This window comes from Serratia sp. 201 (assembly GCF_037027545.1).
GTDB classification, from domain to species: Bacteria; Pseudomonadota; Gammaproteobacteria; order Enterobacterales; family Enterobacteriaceae; genus Serratia; species Serratia bockelmannii.
Window position 1 is genome coordinate 355,361 of record NZ_JAXCHC010000003.1, and the last position, 19,971, is coordinate 375,331.

At 61.0% G+C, this 19,971-nt stretch carries 20 protein-coding genes; 7 read left to right on the plus strand and 13 right to left on the minus strand.

Annotation, left to right across the window (positions count from 1 at the left end; all coding sequences use genetic code 11):
• Positions 1-14 precede the first annotated feature (14 nt).
• The 4 genes from yggU to WA302_RS17320 are packed head-to-tail and all read right to left on the minus strand — an operon-like array spanning position 15 to position 2,436.
• Positions 15-305 (minus strand): DUF167 family protein YggU, encoded by a 291-nt coding sequence (yggU, locus tag WA302_RS17305; protein WP_004948014.1) that lies wholly within the window; start codon positions 303-305, stop codon positions 15-17.
• Complete coding sequence (locus WA302_RS17310) at positions 302-856, minus strand: YggT family protein (protein WP_025304250.1); 555 nt, start codon at positions 854-856, stop codon at positions 302-304. Before WA302_RS17310 ends, yggU begins: the two co-directional genes overlap by 4 nt.
• A gap of 31 nt (positions 857-887) precedes the next feature.
• Positions 888-1,709: a pyrroline-5-carboxylate reductase gene (proC, locus tag WA302_RS17315; protein ID WP_025304249.1), complete on the minus strand. Its 822-nt coding sequence runs from the start codon at positions 1,707-1,709 to the stop codon at positions 888-890.
• Between the two features lie 19 nt (positions 1,710-1,728).
• Entirely contained in the window at positions 1,729-2,436 is a 708-nt protein-coding gene (locus WA302_RS17320) for a YggS family pyridoxal phosphate-dependent enzyme (protein ID WP_151429370.1), read from the minus strand.
• 20 nt (positions 2,437-2,456) lie between these two features.
• On the opposite strand from WA302_RS17320, the gene WA302_RS17325 reads away from it, so the two are divergent.
• Positions 2,457-3,479, plus strand: a complete 1,023-nt coding sequence (locus WA302_RS17325; RefSeq protein WP_261456691.1) for a type IV pilus twitching motility protein PilT — start codon at positions 2,457-2,459, stop codon at positions 3,477-3,479.
• On the opposite strand, the gene ruvX is transcribed toward WA302_RS17325, so the two are convergent.
• The 6 genes from ruvX to WA302_RS17355 form a co-directional block, all read right to left on the minus strand.
• Positions 3,476-3,898, minus strand: coding sequence for a Holliday junction resolvase RuvX (ruvX, locus tag WA302_RS17330; RefSeq protein ID WP_025304246.1), 423 nt, complete (start codon positions 3,896-3,898; stop codon positions 3,476-3,478). The genes WA302_RS17325 and ruvX overlap by 4 nt on opposite strands.
• On the minus strand, positions 3,898-4,461 hold the full coding sequence (locus WA302_RS17335) for a YqgE/AlgH family protein (protein WP_004937452.1): 564 nt from the start codon (positions 4,459-4,461) through the stop codon (positions 3,898-3,900). The genes ruvX and WA302_RS17335 overlap by 1 nt, the downstream gene beginning before the upstream one ends.
• Before the next feature lie 147 nt (positions 4,462-4,608).
• A complete protein-coding gene (gene gshB / locus WA302_RS17340; protein ID WP_043141334.1) occupies positions 4,609-5,559 on the minus strand; it encodes a glutathione synthase in 951 nt (316 codons plus the stop codon).
• Between the two features lie 10 nt (positions 5,560-5,569).
• Entirely contained in the window at positions 5,570-6,301 is a 732-nt protein-coding gene (gene rsmE, locus WA302_RS17345; RefSeq protein WP_261456692.1) for a 16S rRNA (uracil(1498)-N(3))-methyltransferase, read from the minus strand.
• 69 nt (positions 6,302-6,370) lie between these two features.
• Complete coding sequence (gene endA, locus WA302_RS17350; protein WP_025304243.1) at positions 6,371-7,066, minus strand: deoxyribonuclease I; 696 nt, start codon at positions 7,064-7,066, stop codon at positions 6,371-6,373.
• 101 nt (positions 7,067-7,167) lie between these two features.
• Complete coding sequence (locus tag WA302_RS17355) at positions 7,168-7,680, minus strand: SprT family zinc-dependent metalloprotease (protein WP_004937462.1); 513 nt, start codon at positions 7,678-7,680, stop codon at positions 7,168-7,170.
• A gap of 352 nt (positions 7,681-8,032) precedes the next feature.
• Here WA302_RS17355 and fumA point away from each other — a divergent pair, with 352 nt between their 5' ends.
• Together fumA and WA302_RS17365 are read left to right on the plus strand one after the other, a co-directional pair.
• Entirely contained in the window at positions 8,033-9,679 is a 1,647-nt protein-coding gene (gene fumA / locus WA302_RS17360; RefSeq protein ID WP_025304241.1) for a class I fumarate hydratase FumA, read from the plus strand.
• A 150-nt stretch (positions 9,680-9,829) separates the two neighbouring features.
• The gene (locus WA302_RS17365) at positions 9,830-10,696 is read left to right on the plus strand and encodes a helix-turn-helix domain-containing protein (RefSeq protein ID WP_060448062.1); all 867 of its coding nucleotides are present in this window, start codon (positions 9,830-9,832) and stop codon (positions 10,694-10,696) included.
• Here the strand turns inward: WA302_RS17365 and WA302_RS17370 are convergent.
• Both WA302_RS17370 and WA302_RS17375 read right to left on the minus strand, forming a co-directional pair.
• Positions 10,620-11,672: an XdhC family protein gene (locus WA302_RS17370; RefSeq protein ID WP_261456693.1), complete on the minus strand. Its 1,053-nt coding sequence runs from the start codon at positions 11,670-11,672 to the stop codon at positions 10,620-10,622. The genes WA302_RS17365 and WA302_RS17370 overlap by 77 nt on opposite strands.
• An 8-nt stretch (positions 11,673-11,680) precedes the next feature.
• The gene (locus WA302_RS17375; RefSeq protein ID WP_261456694.1) at positions 11,681-12,265 is read right to left on the minus strand and encodes a nucleotidyltransferase family protein; all 585 of its coding nucleotides are present in this window, start codon (positions 12,263-12,265) and stop codon (positions 11,681-11,683) included.
• 208 nt (positions 12,266-12,473) lie between these two features.
• Between WA302_RS17375 and WA302_RS17380 the strand changes: the two genes are divergently transcribed.
• From WA302_RS17380 to WA302_RS17390, 3 genes are read left to right on the plus strand one after another with little or no spacing between them, the layout of a single operon-like run.
• Positions 12,474-15,263 (plus strand): xanthine dehydrogenase family protein molybdopterin-binding subunit, encoded by a 2,790-nt coding sequence (locus WA302_RS17380; RefSeq protein ID WP_169541171.1) that lies wholly within the window; start codon positions 12,474-12,476, stop codon positions 15,261-15,263.
• Positions 15,260-15,814, plus strand: coding sequence for a (2Fe-2S)-binding protein (locus WA302_RS17385; protein WP_025304236.1), 555 nt, complete (start codon positions 15,260-15,262; stop codon positions 15,812-15,814). The genes WA302_RS17380 and WA302_RS17385 overlap by 4 nt, the downstream gene beginning before the upstream one ends.
• On the plus strand, positions 15,811-17,046 hold the full coding sequence (locus WA302_RS17390; protein ID WP_261456695.1) for a c-type cytochrome: 1,236 nt from the start codon (positions 15,811-15,813) through the stop codon (positions 17,044-17,046). Before WA302_RS17385 ends, WA302_RS17390 begins: the two co-directional genes overlap by 4 nt.
• Positions 17,047-17,109: 63 nt before the next feature.
• Here WA302_RS17390 and WA302_RS17395 read toward each other — a convergent pair whose 3' ends face one another.
• On the minus strand, positions 17,110-18,486 hold the full coding sequence (locus WA302_RS17395) for an amino acid permease (RefSeq protein ID WP_025304234.1): 1,377 nt from the start codon (positions 18,484-18,486) through the stop codon (positions 17,110-17,112).
• Between the two features lie 631 nt (positions 18,487-19,117).
• Here WA302_RS17395 and pdhR point away from each other — a divergent pair.
• Positions 19,118-19,882, plus strand: coding sequence for a pyruvate dehydrogenase complex transcriptional repressor PdhR (gene pdhR, locus WA302_RS17400; protein ID WP_004937490.1), 765 nt, complete (start codon positions 19,118-19,120; stop codon positions 19,880-19,882).
• Positions 19,883-19,971 lie beyond the last annotated feature (89 nt).

Sequence of the window (19,971 nt, forward strand, 5' to 3'; positions counted from 1 at the left end):
GACTACCTTGAAAATTATTCGATGAGCGCCGCGACCACGGCGGGGATCTGTTGCGGATTCACGATGCGTAACTGTTTATGCCGCCCCAGTTCGCCTTTCTCGATGGTGACGTTGCTTTTCGCCACTTTGAACTGCTTGGCGATAAACTTGATCAAATGGGCGTTGGCTTGGCCGTCGACCGGCGGGGCGGTGATGGCGACTTTTAGTTCGTCGCCATGCAAGCCGATAATTTGGTCGCGGCTGGCTTTCGGCTGAATATATAGCCTGATCGCCAGCCCGTCCAGCACCGGAGTGACGGCACTCACAGCAGGAACCAGATCTCGCCGAACAGATCCATGCCCAGGTAGTTGATCAGATAGAGGATCAGGATCACCACCATGGCGGAAAAGTCGATACCGCCCATCGCCGGAATGATGCGACGGATCGGCGCCATCAACGGTTCGGTCAGCTGGTACATCACGTAGTCGATCGGGCTGCGGCCCTGGCTTACCCAGCTCATCAGCGCACGAATGATCATCACCCAGAAGATCAGGTAGCCGGCGGACTTGACCAGCGAGATCAGGCCGAACAGCAGGTTATACGGGCTGAGCGATATCGCGCCGCCCTGGATCAGTAGCAGCAGCGGGTACTTGATGGTCATCAACAGGAACGCCAGCAGCAGAGAAGCGCTGTCGATAGGCCCCAGCGATGGGATGATGCGGCGCAGCGGGCCGACCACCGGTTGGGTGATCTTCACCACAAACTGCGAGAACGGGTTATAAAAATCGGTGCGCGTCCATTGCATCCAAATGCGCAGCAACAGCACCATCACGTACAGATCAATAACGGTCTTGACCAGGAAAGTCAGCGTTAGCATGAAGTGGTCCTTCTCCTTAACTCATGGTTATTTAAAATAATTTTTCCATTTCTTGCGCACGAGAAACGGCGGCCTGCATCGCTTGCGCCACGGTTTCCGGCAGTTGGCGTTCGTTGAACACCCGCAGCGCTTCGGCGGTGGTGCCGCCTTTGGAAGTCACCTGCTCGCGCAGCGTGCCCAGCGGCGTATCCGGGTTGGCTTCCACCAAGGCGGCAGCACCGGAAGCGGCCTGCTGCACCAGATCGCGCGCGGTCTGGCTGTCGAAGCCCATGCGTTCGGCCTCTTTTTGCATCGCTTCCATAAACAGGAAGAAATAAGCCGGGGCGCTGCCCGCGGCGGCGATCACGCCGTTGATGCCATTTTCGTCATCTACCCAGCAAACTTTACCGACCGACGCCATTAAATCGCCGGTGTAGTCGCGATCCTGTTGGCTGACCTGCGCCGGCGCGTACAGCCCGCTCATGCCCTTGCCGACCAGCGACGGGGTGTTGGGCATGATGCGCACGATGTCCAGTTGGTCGCCGAGCAGCTGATAGAAACGGCTGACCTGAATACCGGCGGCGATCGACAGCACCAGTTTGCCGCCGAAATCGACCTGTTCGCGCAGCGGCTGACACACGTCGGCCATCATCTGCGGTTTGACCGCCAGCACCACCACCTCGGCTTCACGCGCGCAGGCGACGTTGTCGCCGCTGCTGACGATGCCGTAGTCCGCCGCCAGCGCGTCACGGTTTTTCGCCGAAGGGGCGCAGACGCTGATGGATTTGGCCGGATAGCCGCCCGCCACCAGGCCGGCGATGATTGCACGCGCCATGTTGCCGGCGCCGATAAAGGTAATCTTGCGATGTTGCATCAAATCCCTCGTCTGTTTGTCAGGCCTGCGAGTAGTCGCGGGCGCCAAAAATTGCGGTGCCGATGCGCACCAGGGTGCTGCCTGCGGCAATCGCTGCCGCCATATCGTCCGTCATGCCCATCGACAGCGTATCGGCCTGCGGATAACGCTGGCGCAGGGCGAGAAAGGCGTCGTTCATCTGGTTGAATACCGCCAACTGCCGCTGGTAATCCGCTTCCGGCGCCGGGATGGCCATCAGGCCGCGCAGCGTCAGGTTCGGCAGCGCAGCGAGCGCCTCGGCCAGCGCTGGCAGTTCGCTTAATGCAATGCCGGATTTGCTCTGCTCATCGCTGATGTTGATTTGAATCAGCACGTTGAGCGGCGGCAGGTCGGCCGGGCGCTGATCGCTCAGGCGCTGGGCGATGCGCAGCCGATCCACGGTATGACACCAGGCGAAATGTTCCGCCACCAGCCGACTCTTATTGGATTGCAGCGGGCCGATAAAGTGCCACACCAACTCACCGCCCTGCGGCGACTCGGCGAAATGCCGGATCTTGTCTACCCCTTCCTGCACGTAGTTCTCGCCGAAGGCGCGCTGGCCGGCGGCGATGGCTTCTTCGATCGCCGCCACAGGTTTGGTTTTGCTGACTGCAAGCAGAGCAACTTCTTCCGGCGACCGTGCGCAGTTTTGCGCGGCGGCCGCGATGCGGTTTCTGACATCCTGCAGGTTCTGTTGGATAGTGCTCATTATTGACCCGGGAGAGTGATATGGATATCGATGAATTCGTGGCCCTTAGTGTAAAGCATAATGCTTCCGATCTGCACCTTTGTGCCGGTCATCCGCCGATGTTGCGCATCGACGGTGAACTGCAGCCGCTGGCGGCGGCGCCAACGCTGACGGCGCAAGGCGCGCAGGCCCTCTGCGATGGATTGCTGAATGCGCAGCAGCGCGAGAGCCTGCGGCGGCTGGGGCAGGTCGATCTGGCGTTGCACAGGCCGGGCGGGGAGCGGTTGCGCGCCAACATTTTTCAACAAAGCGCGGGGATTTCTCTCGCGTTGCGGCGTATTGCCGGGCAATCGCCTTCGCTTGCCGAGCTGGCAGCGCCGGCCATCGTGCCGGCGCTGCTGCGGCGCGACGATGGGCTTCTCCTGGTCACCGGCGCCACCGGCAGCGGCAAGTCCACCACGCTGGCAGCGATGATCGACGAGATCAACCGGCACCAGCAGCGGCACATTTTGACGCTGGAGGATCCGATTGAATTCCTGCACCGCAGCCGGCGATCGCTGATCCAGCAGCGGGAGATCGGCCGCGACAGCCACAGCTTTGATGCGGCGTTGCGCGCCGCGCTGCGCGAAGATCCTGATGTGATCCTGCTGGGCGAGCTGCGCGATACCACCACCATCCGGCTGGCGCTCACCGCGGCGGAGACCGGCCACCTGGTGCTGGCGACGCTGCACACCCGCAGCGCGTCGCAGGCAGTGGAACGGTTAGTGGACGTGTTTCCGGCGGAAGAAAAACCCTATGTGCGCGCCCAGCTGGCCGGCAGTCTGCAGGCGGTGATCGCGCAAAAGCTGATGAGGCGGCCCGGCGGCGGACGCGTGGCGATCTTCGAAGTGCTGACGGCGACGGTGGCGGTCAGCAACCTGATCCGCGAAGGGAAAACGCATCAGTTGGCGAGCGTGTTGCAAACCGGCGCACAGTCCGGCATGCAAACCTTTGAGCAAGGTTTGCAGCAGCGGATTGACGCCGGTGTGTTGGGGGACTGTGCGGGGGAGGGAACGGGTGTTTAGCCCAGCTGCCGTTCGAACCAGCTCTCGAGGATCACTACCGCGGAGGCGGAATCCACGCTGCCTTTATCAAGGGCGCGGAAGCCGCCGCGGTCGAACAGGTTGGCGCGCGCTTCCACGGTGCTCAGGCGCTCGTCATGCAGATCGATCTGGATGCCGAAGCGGCCGTGCAGGCGGTTGGCGAACTTGCGCGCCTGGGCGGTAACGGGTTGTTCGGTGCCGTCCATGTTCAGCGGCAGGCCGACCACCACCAAATCCGGCTGCCACTCCTTTAGCAGTTTTTCAATTTTCAGCCAGTCCGGCGAGCCGTCCTGCGCTTTGAAGGCCGGCAGGGCGCGGGCGCTGCCGGTCAACTCCTGGCCGATGGCCGCGCCAATGCTTTTGGTGCCGAAGTCGAAGGCGATAATGGTGCGGTTGCTCATCAGGCGTGTCCTGCGTGGTTGGCGATGCTGCGAATGTCGATACCCAATAGGTTCCCCGCCTCGCGCCAGCGGCTGGCGATCGGCGTGCGGAACAAAATGTCGGTGTTGGCTTCGATGGTCAGCCAGGCGTTTTCCAATACTTCCTGCTCCAACTGGCCCTTTTCCCAGCCCGCATAACCCAGCGCCACCAGCACGTCGTCCGGTTGCTCTGGCGTGCCGAGTGTTTCCAGCACGTCTTTCGAGGTGGTGATCATGGTGTTGGGCGAAATTTGAATGCTGGCGCCGAAGCCGTGGCGCGGCGTATGCAGGATAAACCCGCGATCGTCCGCCAGGGGGCCGCCGGCGAACACCGGCTTGTCCAGGCTGATGGCCGGATCGCGCGCAGGCGGCATGATCTTCAGCTTGCTCAGCACCGTGGCTACCGTGAACTGCTCCACCGGTTTATTGATCACCAAACCCATGGCGCCTTCTTCATTGTGCTCGCAAATGTAAATCACCGAGCGCTTGAAGCGAGGATCCTGCAGCGTTGGCATGGCGATCAGAAAATGGTGCTGTAAATTCATGGCGTTAGTATAAGGTAATCAATGGGTGAGAAAATAAACAGCCGCCAGTATGCGGCTATACCCGCCGCCTTTCAAGCCGCTGCCGGAAAGGCGGGCTTTGGCAGGCGCGATACAGGATAGCGGGCGGCATGCCGCCCGCATGACGCATTACTTCGCCGCCAGGCGCTTTTCAATCGCGTCCATCAGCATGCCGGTAATCGAGATAGGGAATGCCGCCTCGATCTCGCGTGCGCAGGTTGGGCTGGTCACGTTGATCTCGGTCAGGCGATCGCCGATCACGTCCAGACCGACGAAGATCAGCCCTTTCTCTTTCAGCGTCGGGGCGACGGTACGGGCGATTTTCCAGTCGCTCTCGCTCAGTGGACGCGCTTCGCCGCGGCCGCCGGCCGCCAGGTTGCCGCGGGTCTCGCCCTGCGCCGGAATGCGCGCCAGGCAGTAAGGCACCGGCTCGCCGTCCACCACCAGGATGCGCTTGTCGCCGTCCTTGATCGCCGGCAGGAAGTTCTGCGCCATGCAGAAACGGCTGCCGTGTTCGGTCAGGGTTTCGATGATCACCGACAGGTTAGGATCGTCCTGCTTCACGCGGAAGATAGACGCGCCGCCCATGCCGTCCAGCGGTTTCAGGATGATGTCGCCGTGCTGTTGGTGGAATTTGCGGATGTGTGCGGCGCTGCGGCTGACCAGCGTATCCGGCGTCAGTTCCGAGAACCAGGCGGTGAACAGCTTCTCATTGCAGTCGCGCAGGCTTTGCGGCTTGTTGACCACCAGCGTGCCTTTGACTTCGGCGCGTTCCAGAATGTAGGTCGCGTAGATGTATTCGGTATCGAACGGCGGATCCTTGCGCATCAGGATCACGTCCAGATCGTGCAGCGCCAGATCCTGCTCGGCGCCGAAGCTGAACCAGCTCTCCTTGTCTTCCTTCACGCTCAGCAGGCGGGTACGGGCGCGCCCGTCGCCGGCGTGCAGATAGAGATCGTTCATCTCCATGTAGTGCAATTCGTAACCGCGGCGCTGCGCTTCGAGCAGCATGGCGAAGCTGGTGTCTTTCTTGATGTTGATGGAATCGATAGGATCCATCACGATGCCGAGCTTAATCATCTTTTCTCCTTTAACCCAGGTCGCCGAAGCGGACCTGCAGAGCGGTAATGGCGGTGAGCGCTGTGGTTTCGGTACGCAGAACGCGTGGTCCCAGCAGAATATCAGTAAATCCGTGGTCGGTGGTCATGGCGATTTCGTCGGCGGACAAACCGCCTTCCGGGCCGATCAGCAGGCGGACGCGGTCTACCGGCTGCGGCAGCGTGTTGATGCTGTGGCTGGCGCGCGGATGCAGGTTGAGCTTCAGGCTGCCGTCCTGCTCGGCGCACCAGGCCTCCAGCGACATCGCCTCGCGGATTTCGGGAATGCGGTTGCGGCCGCACTGCTCGCAGGCGGCGATGGCGATCTTTTGCCATTGCTGGATTTTCTTCGCCAGACGCTCGCCGTCCAACTTGACGCCGCAGCGCTCGGAAAACAGCGGGGTGATGACGTTGACGCCCAGCTCGATGGATTTCTGGATGGTGAACTCCATCTTCTCGCCGCGCGAGATCACCTGGCCCAGATGCAGGTTGAGCGGCGATTCGATGTCCTCCACGCGGCCGTCGTCGAGGCGCACCAGCACGCTCTTTTTGTCCACCCGGACTATCTCGGCGTCGAACACCTGGTTGCTGCCGTCGAACAGCTGCAGCGCCTGGCCGGCGCTCATGCGCAGCACGCGCCCGACGTGGTTGGCGGCGTCCTCGCTGAGGGCGATCTCCGCCCGATCGGTCAACGGCTGCGGATGGTAAATGCGGGGTATGCGCATGGGTAGTCTGATCCTGACGAAACGGCGCCGCGGGTTGGCGGCGCCATGAAAGATAAAGGCTATAGTAGGTTAGCTTTTCCGCTGCTGACAAGCCTGTTGAATATAGGGGTTGTGGTTGCCCTGCACCTTGGCGATACGTGCTTCACGCTGACATTCCCATTGGCTCACCGGATATTGCCGGTTCCACACCTCGAACAGCTGGGTTTGCTGGCGTGACAGCCGCAGCTGGTAGCGATCGCGCATGTAGAAGTAGGTGCGGGCAATGGCGCCGCGGGCGCGGGCGGGCGGCTCCGCCTGTTTATTCTTGAAGTCCACCTTCATTGGGCATTGCCCGTACTGGCCTGCACCGCCGTTCCATTGGCTGTACATGAAGTTGTTGCGGTCGCCGTTCACTTCGCCGATCGCCGGCTGCAGGTTGTGCAGATCGGTTTCTATCTGGCGATAGGTGGCGTCCTTGTTGCAATTTTTGCGCCCGCCGTCCTGCCAGCACTGCAGCTGGTGACCGAACTGCCAGGCCGGCACTACGTGTTCCCATTCGATGCGCTGTGCGCGCTGGGCGTTTTTACGCACCTGATAGCCGCAGCCGGCGAGATCCGGGATACCCTTCTTGCCCTGCCAGTCGATGCGGCAGCCGCAGTAAAAGCTGCCCGGCGCATCCTGATTAATCTTGGCCGCCGCCGCTTTGGCCTGAGAGAAGTTATTGATGCCGTGCGCCTGTACGGCGCCTGCGGCGAAAACCGCCATAAACAAAATTCTGCGAAGCATATTCCAAAACAGCTCAAAATTGGAAAAGCAGGCAGGGTAACGGAACTTGCCGGCAGTGGCAAATGGCGATATTTGCTTGTTTTAACGTATAAATCGTTTAACTAAAGGTTCTCGCTAGCAAGAAATTTCAGTTTTTCGCCGCACCGGCGGCAGCGGTATTCGCTTTCGCCGCGCAGCACGCGGTTATGGCGGCGAATGGTGAGCTGGTGCTGCCCGCAGCCGCAGCGGTAGGGGAAGGTTTTGCTTTGCACCGAGGCGGTTTCGAAACGGTGAGTGCGGCTGGCGGGGGTCAGTAGCACGCTTTCCATCATCCAGCGCCATTCGCGGCCGTGCGGCGCCACCCGGCCGAATTGGCGAAACACCAGCAGGTGCGCCAACTCATGCGGCACCACCTCATCGATAAACGGCTGTTGGTTTTCCAGCAGCAGCACCGGGTTCAGACGGATTTCCCAGCTTTGCAGCCAGGCGGTGCCCGCGCTGGTGCCGCGTTGCTGATAGACGATGCTGGGTTCGGGGAACTCGACGGCAAAATGCTGGCGTGCCAACTGCAGCTTTTCTCGCAGGCAGCGCATCACCGCTTGTTGCAGCGCGATGGGGATTCTTGGTTTGTTCATTGCGGCTAGCTTAAGCAATGGCACGGCGGCTGACAATATGCTCCGACGCAAATCCGCATCCGCGTTTTTTCGCCACATTGATAAAGCGATCGCCGTCGATGGATTGTAATCAATGTGTTAACTGCGGGATAATAAAGCGTGCATGATGAGCCTGTACCCGCAGTTCTCACCGAGCAAGGTTGAAACGCCGCCTGTGGTAATCCCTTACGCAAAGAGCGGTTATTTTGCGATTTGGCGCAATAACTGACTGATTAAAAATACGTAAGGTGGAGGCAGTTTTTTGATAAGGCGCCGCCTCGCGCGCCACCACAAGTGTGAATTTAACGCAGCTGATGTTGCAAGTGAGAGATCAATGTCGAATAAACCGTTCCACTATCAAGATCCGTTCCCGCTGAAGAAAGACGATACCGAATATTATCTGCTGAGCCGCGACCACGTTTCCGTGAGCGAGTTTGAAGGCCAGGAAATACTGAAAGTTGCCCCTGAAGCGTTAACCCTGCTTGCCCAGCATGCGTTCCACGACGCCTCGTTCATGCTGCGCCCGGCGCATCAACAGCAGGTGGCCGATATCCTCGACGATCCGGACGCCAGCGAAAACGACAAATACGTTGCGCTGCAATTTCTGCGTAACTCAGAAATCGCCGCCAAGGGTATTTTACCGACCTGCCAGGATACCGGTACGGCGATCATCGTCGGCAAAAAGGGCCAGCGCGTCTGGACCGGCGGCGGCGATGAAGAAGCGCTGTCGCGCGGGGTGTACAACACCTACATCGAAGAGAACCTGCGCTATTCGCAGAACGCCGCGCTGGATATGTACAAAGAGGTCAATACCGGCAGCAACCTGCCGGCGCAGATCGATCTCTACAGCGTGGACGGCGAAGAATACAAATTCCTGTGCATCGCCAAGGGCGGTGGTTCTGCCAACAAAACCTATCTGTATCAGGAAACCAAGGCGCTGCTGTCGCCGGGCAAGCTGAAAAACTACCTGGTCGACAAGATGCGCACGCTGGGCACTGCGGCCTGCCCGCCGTACCACGTGGCGTTCGTCATCGGCGGCACCTCGGCGGAAGCGACGCTGAAAACCGTCAAACTGGCCTCGACCAAGTATTACGATGGCCTGCCGACCGAAGGCAACGAGCATGGCCAGGCGTTCCGCGATCTGGAACTCGAAGCGGAACTGCTGCAAGAAGCGCAAAACCTGGGGCTGGGCGCGCAGTTCGGCGGCAAATACTTCGCGCACGATATCCGCGTGGTGCGCCTGCCGCGCCACGGCGCCTCCTGCCCGGTCGGCATGGGCGTTTCCTGTTCGGCGGACCGCAACATCAAAGGCAAGATTAACCGCGATGGCATCTGGCTGGAAAAACTGGAGCACAATCCGGGTAAATTCATTCCTCAGGAGCTGCGCCAGGCCGGGGAAGGCGAGGCGATCAAGGTCGATCTCAACCGTCCAATGGCCGAGATCCTCAAACAGCTGTCGCAGTACCCGGTTTCCACCCGTCTGTCGCTGAGCGGCACCATCATCGTGGGCCGCGATATCGCGCACGCCAAGCTGAAAGAGCGCCTGGATCGCGGTGAAGGCTTGCCGCAGTACGTCAAGGATCACCCGATCTACTACGCCGGCCCGGCCAAAACGCCGGAAGGCTACGCGTCCGGTTCCTTGGGGCCAACCACCGCCGGGCGTATGGACTCCTACGTCGATCTGCTGCAATCTCACGGCGGCAGCATGATCATGCTGGCGAAAGGCAACCGCAGCCAGCAGGTGACGGATGCCTGCCACAAGCACGGCGGCTTTTACCTCGGCAGCATCGGCGGCCCGGCGGCGGTGCTGGCGCAGCAGAGCATCAAGAGCCTGGAGTGCGTGGAGTACCCTGAGCTGGGCATGGAAGCGATCTGGAAAATCGAAGTGGAAGATTTCCCGGCGTTTATCCTGGTGGATGACAAAGGCAATGACTTCTTCCAGAAGATTCAGGCCGGTCAGTGCTCCAGCTGTCTGAAATAATCGCTGCCCCCTTCGCCGCCCGCGGGCGGTGAAGGGGAGTGTGTAAAGTCCTGTAGCTTGCTGGACGTCGAGTTTTAACCTGTATACCCTACGCGGGTAGCACTAAAATTCGACTAATGGAATATCGGCAACAGAAGGTTCGGCAAGCACATGGGAACGCAGGAAAGTCACATCAAGGAATTGCTGGTCTGGATTGAAGATAACCTGACCAATCCGCTGTCGTTGGATATCGTTTCTGCCAAGTCAGGCTACACGAAATGGTACCTGCAGCGCATGTTCAAAAAGCAGACCGGATTATCGTTAGCCTCGTATATCCGCGCTCGCCGCCTCTACCTCGCCGCCTTCGCCTTGCGTTTCACGCAGAAGAGCATCCTCGATATTTCGGTTGAATATCAATTCGATAATCAGCAGACATTCTCGCGCTGTTTCAAAAAGCACTTCGCCGAATCGCCCAGCGTGTATCGCCATGCCCGCAAGCAGGACTTCAGCAATCTGGTGCGTTCGCTGGCGGCCAGCCAGCCCGGCGATATTCAGGTCGAACGCGTCAGCATCGCCAGAGGGCAATATGCCTTTCACGGCAAACATTACGCGTACCATCTGGATATCGAGAAGCTGGACAAGTCGCACCTGCCGCAGCGCAGCGCGCTGCGAGGGCAGTTCTATACTTTGCTGGGTGAGCGCCCGGCACAAACCTATTCGTTTACCCAGCTGGTGCCGGACGGCGAGCGGGTCAGGGTCGATTATACCCTGGGCGTGACGACGGAATACCCGCTGCGCGAAGGCGTGGCGCTGGAGCCGCTGCCGGAGATCCACGGCGAGTTTTGCCGTTTTCGCTATTCCGGCAAGCCGGTGGCGCTCAACGACCACATCATTAAAATTTACACGCAGGTGCTACCCGAAATGGGGCTGGCCCGCGGTGACGGGCCGGACATGACGGTGTTCAGCTATTCGCTGAGCGGGAAAGAGGAGCTGTACCTGGAGCTGCAGCATCTGGTGCCGGTGGTGCCGTTGCACTGATCCCGTCGGCGGCCGGCCGCCGGTTTTTCTGCTGCACGATCGCCGCCATCACTGCCAGGGCGATCTCCGCCGGCGTTTTGCTGCCCAGCGGCAGGCCGATCGGCGCATGAATGCGTTCCAACTCCTGCGGCGTGAATTCGGCAATCTGCTGCAACCGCTGGCGCCGCCGCGCGCTGTTTCTGAGCGAGCCCATGGCGCCGATGTAAAACGCCGGAGTGTGGATCGCTTCCATCAGCGTCAGGTCATCCATGCGCGGATCGTGGGTCAGCGCCACGACGGCGGTATTGGCGTGGCAACCGCCGTCCTCAATGAACTTGGCCGGAAACTGGCGCAGCAGCGTCACGCCCGGTTTCAGCTCGGCGGCGAAGTTATTCAGCGCCTCCGGGCGGCTCTCGCACACCAGCACCTCAAACCCCAGCGCCACGGCGAAGTCGGCGCAGTACAGCGCCACGCTGGACAACCCGGCGATCAGCAGGCGCGGCGCGGCCGCGATGTGCAGGGTGATCTGCTCGAGCCGGCGTTCGACCTGGGTGGCGCTGGTGAAGTGGCTCTGCTCAAGGCTGTGGCAGGCGTGGGGCAGCGTCAGGTGTTTGATCAACGCGTGATGCCCTTCCAGCGCGCCGGCGATGCGTTGCAGATAAGCGACGCTGGCTTCTCCCGCCGGCAGATACTCGATCAGCACGTCCAGCACGCCGCCGCAGGGCAGCGCCACGTTGGGCGTCATGCCGCCTTCGCCATAACGGATCACCTGGCTGGCCGCCTGATACTCCCCGGCGGCTACGCGCCGTAGAAAGTCCTCCTCCACGCACCCGCCTGACAATGAACCGCTGTAGCGGCCGTCTCGGGTCGCGGCCATCAACGCGCCCGGCGACCGCGGCGAAGAGCCGTAGGTACTGAGCACGGTGCATAACCAGACCGGCTGTTGCTGCAGCCAGCTTATCGCCTGGCTGACCACGGTGACATCAAGATGTTGCATAGGTGAATTTACTCGCTGGCCGGGAGTTGCGATGGAAGATCAATATCCTGCACGACGCCGGGGTGCTCAAGCGGCAGCAGGTGCACTGCCGCGCCTTGCAGCAGTTCACGCGCGCCATTATCGCCGCGCAGTTGGCAAAGCGGTTTGCGCAATCGGGCGGAAAAGCCGACCGGGTGACCGGGCTGTTGCGCATAGCAGGGGCGCACGATCGCGTGTTGCCGTAAGGCATCCGCCACCTGTCGGAAAACGTCGGCGCCGACGAACGGCATATCGGCCAGGTGGATCAGCCAGCCCTGCCAGTGCGGCGTGGCCGCAACGCCCGCGGCGATCGAGTCGCCGAGGCCCCCGCTGGCGAGCAGGGTGACCGGCACTTCCTTGGCGGCGCAGGCTGCCAGCACCGGCAGATTATCCGGCCGGGTTACCACCTGTACCGGCAGGCCGGAAGCCAGCGCCTGGCGCAGAGTGTGTTCGAACAGCGATCGCTGCTCGCCCGCTGCATCGGCGAATCCGGCGTTCAATTTGTTGCCCTGGCCGCCGGCCTGGATAAAGCGCTCCCCGCGTCCGGCGGCGGTAATGACAATGCCCGTGGTCATGCTTGAAGTCCGCGTTTGCGCAAATTATTTATTAGCCTACAAACTACCTGTGTTTTGCAAATGTTTTTTTGTTGAAAACAGCCTGTTAATCATCACATAATTTTAGTTATAAGCATATGCTTATGACGTCTACGGCAAGGTCGTCAGCGTTTGCGCAACAACACCGCGAACAAAAACCAATTACAAGAAAGACGTGAAGGACTTATTTATGAGCAATTTCAACCCGTCGCGGCGCCGCTTTATCAAAAGCGCCGTGATTGCGGGGGTGTCTGTGTATCTCGCCCCCCTGTACAGCCGCGCCTACGCCGCGCTGTTCGAGCAAAAAATCCTCCAGTCGCCCAACTGGGATCCGCAGACCAAACGCGTCCGTTTCCGCATCGATGGCCGCGCCAAGGTCATGGGGCAGAAGGTGTTCGCGCGCGATATCCGCGCGGTGGACATGCCGCACTGGCCGCAGAAACAGGCGCACGCCTTCATTCTGCGCGTCACCAAAGCCGACCGGCTGTTCGAAGGGGTCGATCTGTCGCTGTTGGGGGACGACCTGCAGCCGGATCGCCTGGTGACGGCGGAAGATCTGGCGCGCGATGGCCTGGCCTTCCCGGCGTTCTACGGTGACGACATGCTGCTGCCGAGCGGCAAAACCCCGGCCTACCTCGGCCAGGCGGTGGCGATCCTGATCTATCACGACTTCGCCCGATTCCGCTTTGCCAAGGACAAGCTGAAATTCCGCGAAGAAACCATCAAATACGGCGCGGTGACCGGCCCGCTCGAGCGCGATCCCTGGGGCAGTTTCCGCTATGTGCGGGTGGGGGGAGAACAGCCGTTTGACGATGACCGCTTCTCCAGCCTGAAGGACACGCCAATCTTCCCGGTATCGATGAAAAAGCACCTGCCGGTGTGGCCGGAAGGGCGCGAGGGCGGCAAGCTGGATCAGGAAGGCATGCGCTATGCGGGCCAGATCGCCGACGAGATGGCCAACCCGCCGGCCGACTGGCTGGTGATGTCACGCCGCTACACCACGCAGTCGATCGATACCTCGGCGCTGGAGCCGGACAACGCCAACGGCTGGTTCGACGCGCAGACGCAAACCCTGCATCTGGTGGTGCCGACCCAGTCGCCGCAGGAAGTGGCCGACGAGATGCCGCGCATGTTGGCCAAGCGCAACCCGCCGGTGAAACAGCTGATCCTGCACCCGTGCTACACCGTGGGCTACGGCTCGAAAGATCACTACAACTTCCCCTATTACGGCGCAGTGGCGGCGATGTACGGCGACGGCCACCCGGTGCGCCTGGCCAATGACCGCTTCGAGCAGTTCCAGACGGCGCTGAAGCGCCACGCGTTCGACATGAACTATCGCATCGCGGTGAATCGCCAGACCGGCGTTATGCAGTCGTTCCTCGGTGACATGACGGCGGACGGCGGCGGCCGCAGCAACTTTACCCCTTCGGTGGTGATGGTTGGCGCGACCGCCGCCCAGTCGATTTACTACTTCCCGAAAAGCGATCTGTCGTCGGTCGGGCTGGCCTCACGCGCCATCGACGCCGGATCGGCGCGCGGTTACGGCACGCTGCAGAGCATGGCCGCCACCGAGATGATGGTGGATGAGCTGGCCGCCGAGCTGAAGATCGACCCGATCGAGTTCCGCCTGCGCAACGTGCTGAAATCCGGCATGAAAAACACCCAAGGGGCGATCCCGGCCGGTGCGATCCGCGCCGATGAAGTGCTGGTGAAGGCGGCGAAGCATGAGATGTGGCTCAAGCGCGCCGAACGCAAGGCCGAGTTTGAGAGCCGCTATCCCGGCAAGCGCTATGGCGTTGGCTTCGGCTGCGTGCAGAAAGACTTCGGCACCGGGGCGGAAACCTCGTTCGCCCGGGTGGAGCTGAGCGAAGACGGGCGCATCACCCTGCATCACAGCGGCGCGGAGATGGGCACCGGCATGTCGACCTCGCAGTCGGTACTGTGCGCGCAGTGGCTGGGCAAACCGGCCGACGAAGCGCACTTCTCGGTCACCGACTGGTCGGTACTGCCGATGGTCACCAGCGGCGATCCTTACCTGATGTCGCAAGAAGAGCAGGACAAGCTGCAAACCAACCCCAACTGGACGCCGAGCTACTGTTCGCCGTCGAGCGCCAGCAATTCGGCCTATTACTTCTCGCACAGCACCCGCGAAGCGGCGCGCCTGATCTTCGATCACGGCCTGTGGCCGGCGGCGATGGCGCTGTGGCAGGCCGGTATCGGCGGCGGCCAGGCGGCGCCGCTGGTGGTGCGGCGCGAAGATGCGCGTTGGGTCGAAGGCGGCCTGACGGCGGCGGGCATGTCGGTGCTGAGCCTCGAGCTGCTGGCCAAGACGGCTTATCAGATGGGCGGCGTCACCGGCGCGGCGGTGCACGTGTTCAACCGCTGGCAGTGGGCGGAGGCCGATTTCACGTTGAACGGCAAAAGCGAGCGCCTGCCGGTCGACGGCATGGCGCTGCGCAACGCCAGCGGCGAATTCAAACCGCTGGCGCGCGGGCAGGTCTATTATCCGCCGACCCAGCGCAACAATGCGGCGGTGACCTACTACAGCGCCGTTGGCACGCTGGCGGAAGTGGCGGTGGATATCGCCACCGGCCAGGTGGAATTGCTGAATCACCACTCGATCATGGAGTGTGGCAACCTGATCGTGCCGGAACTGGTTTCCGGCCAACTGCAGGGCGGGCTGGCGATGGGGATCGGCCATGCGCTGCACGAATATTTACCGCTGTACGAAGACGGCCCGGGCAACGGCACCTGGAACTTCAACCGTTACCACCTGCCGCGCGCTAGTGACGTGGCGGTGTGGAAGCAGAGCGGCGACATCCTGCCGGCGCTGTCGGAAACCGATCCGCCGAAAGGCATGGCGGAGGTGGTGATGATCCCGATCGTGGCCGCGCTGGTCAACGCCATCGCCGACGCCACCGGCCACCGTTTCCGTGATTTGCCCGTTCGTGCAGAAAATATTCGTGAGGTATTACAATGAGCATTAAAACCCAGCCGATTTCCCTGACCATCAACGAAAAGCAGTACGGCCCGATCGAGGTGCCGGAAGGCTTGATGATGATCGATTTCCTGCATGAGTACCTCGATTTGACCGGTTCGCGCCTCGGCTGCGGGCAGGGCATTTGCCACGCGTGCGTGGCGATCGTCGATCACCCGAGCGGCACTAGCGAAGAGGTGCGCACCTGCATCACCGGCGCGCATTTCTTCAACGGCAAGAAAGTGCGTACCGTCGAAGGCCATGCCAAGGTGGACGAGCAGGGCGAGGTGGTTGAACTGTCGCCGATCCAGCAGGCGTTTCTGGAGCACTACAGCTTCCAGTGCGGCTACTGCACGCCGGGCTTCGTCAACGCCGCCACCATTTTCGTGGAAAAGCTCAAGCGTGAGCCGATCGCCCGCGAACAGCTGGAAAACGCCATCGAGCAGGCGCTGGACAGCCACATCTGCCGCTGCACCGGCTACGTGCGCTACTACGAAGCGGTGCGCGACGTGGTGCTGAAAACGCCGGGCCTGCTGAAGGAGACGGCGCAATGAAAAAACGTCTCGCAGTGTTGATTGTGCTGGTGGCGATCGTGGTGATTGCGCTGCTGTGGTGGCGGGAAAACCGCCGTTACGACGGCCCGGTGCAGCAGGTGACCGCCAGCGCCGAACAGATCGCGCGCGGCCGCTATCTGGCGCAGGCCGCCGACTGCGCCGCCTGCCATACCGCCAGCGGCGGGGCGCCGTTGGCCGGCGGCTATCCGCTGGACACGCCGTTCGGCACGATTTACGGCAGCAACCTGACGCCGTCGGCCGACCACGGCATCGGGCGCTGGAGCAAGGACGACTTCTTCCTGGCGCTGACGCAGGGCGTGGCGCCGGGCGGGCGGCACCTGTACCCGGCGATGCCTTACACCTCGTACAAGGGCATGTCGCGTCAGGACGCCGATGACATCTACGCTTACCTGATGACGCGCCCGGCGGTGGACGTGGCCATTCCGGCCAACGAGATGCCGTTCCCGTTCAACCAGCGCATGGCGCTGATCGGCTGGAACCTGCTGTTCCGCAGCCAGGATCCGCTGCCGGCCAGCTCGCAGGGCAGCTCGTCGCAATGGCAGCGCGGCCGCTATCTAGCCGACGTGCTGGGCCACTGTGGCGAATGCCACACGCCGCGCGGCGCGCTGGGGCAGATGGATCTCGGCAAGCCGATGCAGGGCGGCGATCTCGGCCGCTTCATGGCGCCGGACATTACGCCGCACGGCCTGGCGCAGCGCGGCTGGACACCGCAGGACGTCAGCCGCTTCCTTGGCACCGGCCTCGCGCCGCAGGGTTCGGCCTTCAGTGAGATGCATATGGTGGTGGATCTCAGCACCCGTCATTTGACGCCAGAAGACCATCAGGCGCTGGCGCTGTATCTGATGGGCGAGCAGCCGCCAGCGGCGATGCCGGTGAAAATGGGGCAGGGCAGCGATGCCGGGCGCATGACCTATCTGGATCAGTGCGCCGGCTGTCATGCGCGCGAAGGCGAAGGCAAACCGCACGTCGCACCGGCGATGCGCGATAACGCCACGCTGCGCCAGGCGGACGGCAAGAACCTGATCGTGTCGGTGCTGGACGGCCTGCCGGCCCAGCAGTTCCCGAACGGTGAAAGCATGCAGAGCATGCCGGGCTTCGGCGAGCGTCTGAGCGATGCCGACGTGGCGGAACTGGTAAATTACCTGCGGGTGGCCTGGGGCGGTTTGCCGGCGGACGTCACCGCCGAGCAGGTGAAAGCGCTGCGCAAGTAAGCGGCGTTCAGACGAAAAAAATGGCCCGCATCTGCGGGCCATTTTATTGCGCGGTCACGGGATTCAACGGCTGGTGACGCCGTCGACGCGTTGGCTGCGCTGTTTGATGGCGTAACCGACGGCCAGGATCGCCACCCATACCGGGATCAGCAGCACCGAGATTTGAATGCCCGGCGTCAGGTACATGATCACCAGGATGCCGGCCATGAACAGCAGGCACAGGTAGTTGCTGAACGGGTACCAGAACGCTTTGAACTTCGGCACCACGCCTTCGCGGTTTTTAGCGGCGCGGAACTTCAGGTGCGCCAGGCTGATCATCGCCCAGTTGATCACCAGCGCCGACACCACCAACGCCATCAGCAGTTCGAAGGCACGGCCCGGGATCAGGTAGTTAATCAGCACGCACAGCGCGGTGGCGAGGGCGGAGATGCCGATGGCCACCACCGGCACGCCGCGGCCGTCGACCTTCAGCAGGCTTTTCGGGCCGTTGCCCTGCTGCGCCAGACCGTACAGCATGCGGCTGTTGCAGTAGACGCAGCTGTTGTACACCGACAGCGCGGCGGTGAGCACCACGACGTTTAGCACGGTCGCCACCAGGTTGCTGTTCAGCGCGTGGAAGATCAGTACGAACGGGCTGCCGCCTTCGACCACTTTGCCCCACGGGTACAGCGACAGCAGAATAGCCAGCGAACCGATATAGAAGATCAGGATGCGGTAGATCACCTGATTGGTGGCTTTCGGAATGCTCTTTTGCGGGTTGTCGGCTTCGGCGGCGGTGATGCCAACCAGTTCGAGGCCGCCGAAGGAGAACATGATCACCGCCATCGCCATCACCAGGCCCATGACGCCGTTCGGGAAGAACCCGCCCTGCGCCCACAGGTTGGTGACGGTGGCTTCCGGGCCGCCCATGCCGCTGAACAGCAGGTAGGCGCCGAACACGATCATGCCGATAATCGCCACCACCTTGATGATGGCGAACCAGAACTCCATCTCGCCGTAAACTTTAACGTTGGCGAGGTTGATGGCGTTGATCGCCAGGAAGAATACCGCGGCGGAGACCCAGGTCGGGATCTCCGGCCACCAGTACTGCACGTAGATGCCGACCGCGGTCAGCTCCGCCATCGCCACCAGGACATACAGCACCCAGTAGTTCCAGCCGGAGGCGAAGCCGGCGAAGTTGCCCCAGTATTTGTAGGCGAAGTGGCTGAAGGAACCGGCGACCGGCTCTTCCACCACCATTTCCCCCAGCTGGCGCATGATCAGAAACGCGATGAAGCCGCCGATGGCGTAGCCGAGAAGCACTGACGGGCCGGCCATTTTTATTGTTTGAGCGATACCGAGAAATAACCCGGTACCGATTGCGCCACCTAAGGCGATGAGCTGAATATGGCGGTTTTTCAGGCCGCGTTTCAGCTGGTCACCCTGCTGTTGACCATCCATCAATCTAACCCTCTGTCGTTGTGAATGCCCACCTGCCTGTAAAGCAGTGGTTACGATGTGTGTTTTGTTTTATTTACGGCGTTATAGCTATTAATTCCACGGCGCCGCTACCGTTTGGCAGAGAATAATGTTATGCGCGTCGGTTTGCACCTGCTTTGTCGTGTGAGTGATTAAGATTGCAGCAGTTTAGGAAACAAAATGCGGGTTGTGTGACGGCGGGGGGGATTCAGTGCATGAAATAAGCAACAAATCACATAATGCGCAAAAATAACGTAGATCTGAACGGTGGGGTGCGTTCAAATAATGAACGAACCGCCGTTGCGCTGCTCGCCAAATAGCCATTCATTAAAGCGTCATAACCATGCAATAAAACTCGGGCAAAAAGTTTGCACTCTGCCTTGCGTAAGGTTTGGTAAAAGTTAAATCCCCAACCCGCCGCGTAAATGGTAATACCATCACGGCGTTACCGGTTTGCAGCGGGGTTTTCAGCGGGGTGTTAAAATGTGCGGGTAACCTGATTTCGATCAAGGCCCGTATGGACAGGAGGTGAATACTTTGTTACTTTACCGTCACGTTTTTGAAATTGGTATTACCAATTGACTCCGCGCCATTCGCAGAGAAGAATTCACTCATGGCCTACAGCAAAATCCGCCAACCCAAGTTGTCAGATGTTATCGAGCAACAGCTCGAATACCTGATCCTCGAGGGGACACTGCGCCCAGGCGAAAAACTGCCTCCGGAGCGCGAGCTGGCGAAACAATTTGATGTCTCCCGTCCTTCTCTGAGAGAGGCCATTCAGCGCCTTGAAGCGAAAGGGCTGCTCCTGCGCCGTCAGGGCGGCGGCACCTTCGTGCAAACTAATCTGTGGCAGAGCTTCAGCGATCCGCTGGCCGAGCTGCTGGCCGACCATCCCGAATCACAGTTCGATCTGCTGGAAACCCGTCACGCGCTGGAAGGCATTGCCGCCTATTACGCGGCGCTGCGCGGCACCGATGAAGATCTGGCGCGCATCCGCGATTGCCACATCGTGATTCAACAGGCTCAAGACAGCGGCGATCTCGACGCCGAGGCCGATGCGGTCATGCAGTATCAAATCGCCGTGACTGAAGCCGCTCACAACGTTGTGTTACTTCACCTGCTACGCTGCATGGGACCGATGCTGGAACAGAACGTGCGTCAGAACTTTGAATTGCTCTACTCGCGCCGTGAGATGTTGGCAAAAGTGAGCAGCCACCGCGCCGGAATTTTTGAGGCGATTGTGGCACGCGAGCCGGAAAAGGCCCGTGAAGCCTCGCATCGCCACTTGGCGTTTATCGAGGAAATCTTGCTGGATCTCAGCCGGGAGCATACTCGGCGCGAGAGATCGCTACGGCGTCTCCAGCAACGCAAGGATTAAGAGCTGTCCTCTTCAGGGTACACCAGCCTGCGGGGGTTAAGTTCGAGGTACTTAGTTAAGTACTTAAGCGGCAACTAAACTGATGGGCC

Bases quoted from the DNA above. Each gene is read 5' to 3' on its own strand.
- WA302_RS17310 (WP_025304250.1), bottom strand. From the start codon at position 856: ATGCTAACGCTGACTTTCCTGGTCAAGACCGTTATTGATCTGTACGTG.
- proC (WP_025304249.1), bottom strand. From the start codon at position 1,709: ATGCAACATCGCAAGATTACCTTTATCGGCGCCGGCAACATGGCGCGT.
- WA302_RS17320 (WP_151429370.1), bottom strand. From the start codon at position 2,436: ATGAGCACTATCCAACAGAACCTGCAGGATGTCAGAAACCGCATCGCG.
- WA302_RS17325 (WP_261456691.1), top strand. From the start codon at position 2,457: ATGGATATCGATGAATTCGTGGCCCTTAGTGTAAAGCATAATGCTTCC.
- ruvX (WP_025304246.1), bottom strand. From the start codon at position 3,898: ATGAGCAACCGCACCATTATCGCCTTCGACTTCGGCACCAAAAGCATT.
- WA302_RS17335 (WP_004937452.1), bottom strand. From the start codon at position 4,461: ATGAATTTACAGCACCATTTTCTGATCGCCATGCCAACGCTGCAGGAT.
- gshB (WP_043141334.1), bottom strand. From the start codon at position 5,559: ATGATTAAGCTCGGCATCGTGATGGATCCTATCGATTCCATCAACATC.
- rsmE (WP_261456692.1), bottom strand. From the start codon at position 6,301: ATGCGCATACCCCGCATTTACCATCCGCAGCCGTTGACCGATCGGGCG.
- endA (WP_025304243.1), bottom strand. From the start codon at position 7,066: ATGCTTCGCAGAATTTTGTTTATGGCGGTTTTCGCCGCAGGCGCCGTA.
- WA302_RS17355 (WP_004937462.1), bottom strand. From the start codon at position 7,680: ATGAACAAACCAAGAATCCCCATCGCGCTGCAACAAGCGGTGATGCGC.
- fumA (WP_025304241.1), top strand. From the start codon at position 8,033: ATGTCGAATAAACCGTTCCACTATCAAGATCCGTTCCCGCTGAAGAAA.
- WA302_RS17365 (WP_060448062.1), top strand. From the start codon at position 9,830: ATGGGAACGCAGGAAAGTCACATCAAGGAATTGCTGGTCTGGATTGAA.
- WA302_RS17370 (WP_261456693.1), bottom strand. From the start codon at position 11,672: ATGCAACATCTTGATGTCACCGTGGTCAGCCAGGCGATAAGCTGGCTG.
- WA302_RS17375 (WP_261456694.1), bottom strand. From the start codon at position 12,265: ATGACCACGGGCATTGTCATTACCGCCGCCGGACGCGGGGAGCGCTTT.
- WA302_RS17380 (WP_169541171.1), top strand. From the start codon at position 12,474: ATGAGCAATTTCAACCCGTCGCGGCGCCGCTTTATCAAAAGCGCCGTG.
- WA302_RS17385 (WP_025304236.1), top strand. From the start codon at position 15,260: ATGAGCATTAAAACCCAGCCGATTTCCCTGACCATCAACGAAAAGCAG.
- WA302_RS17390 (WP_261456695.1), top strand. From the start codon at position 15,811: ATGAAAAAACGTCTCGCAGTGTTGATTGTGCTGGTGGCGATCGTGGTG.
- WA302_RS17395 (WP_025304234.1), bottom strand. From the start codon at position 18,486: ATGGATGGTCAACAGCAGGGTGACCAGCTGAAACGCGGCCTGAAAAAC.
- pdhR (WP_004937490.1), top strand. From the start codon at position 19,118: ATGGCCTACAGCAAAATCCGCCAACCCAAGTTGTCAGATGTTATCGAG.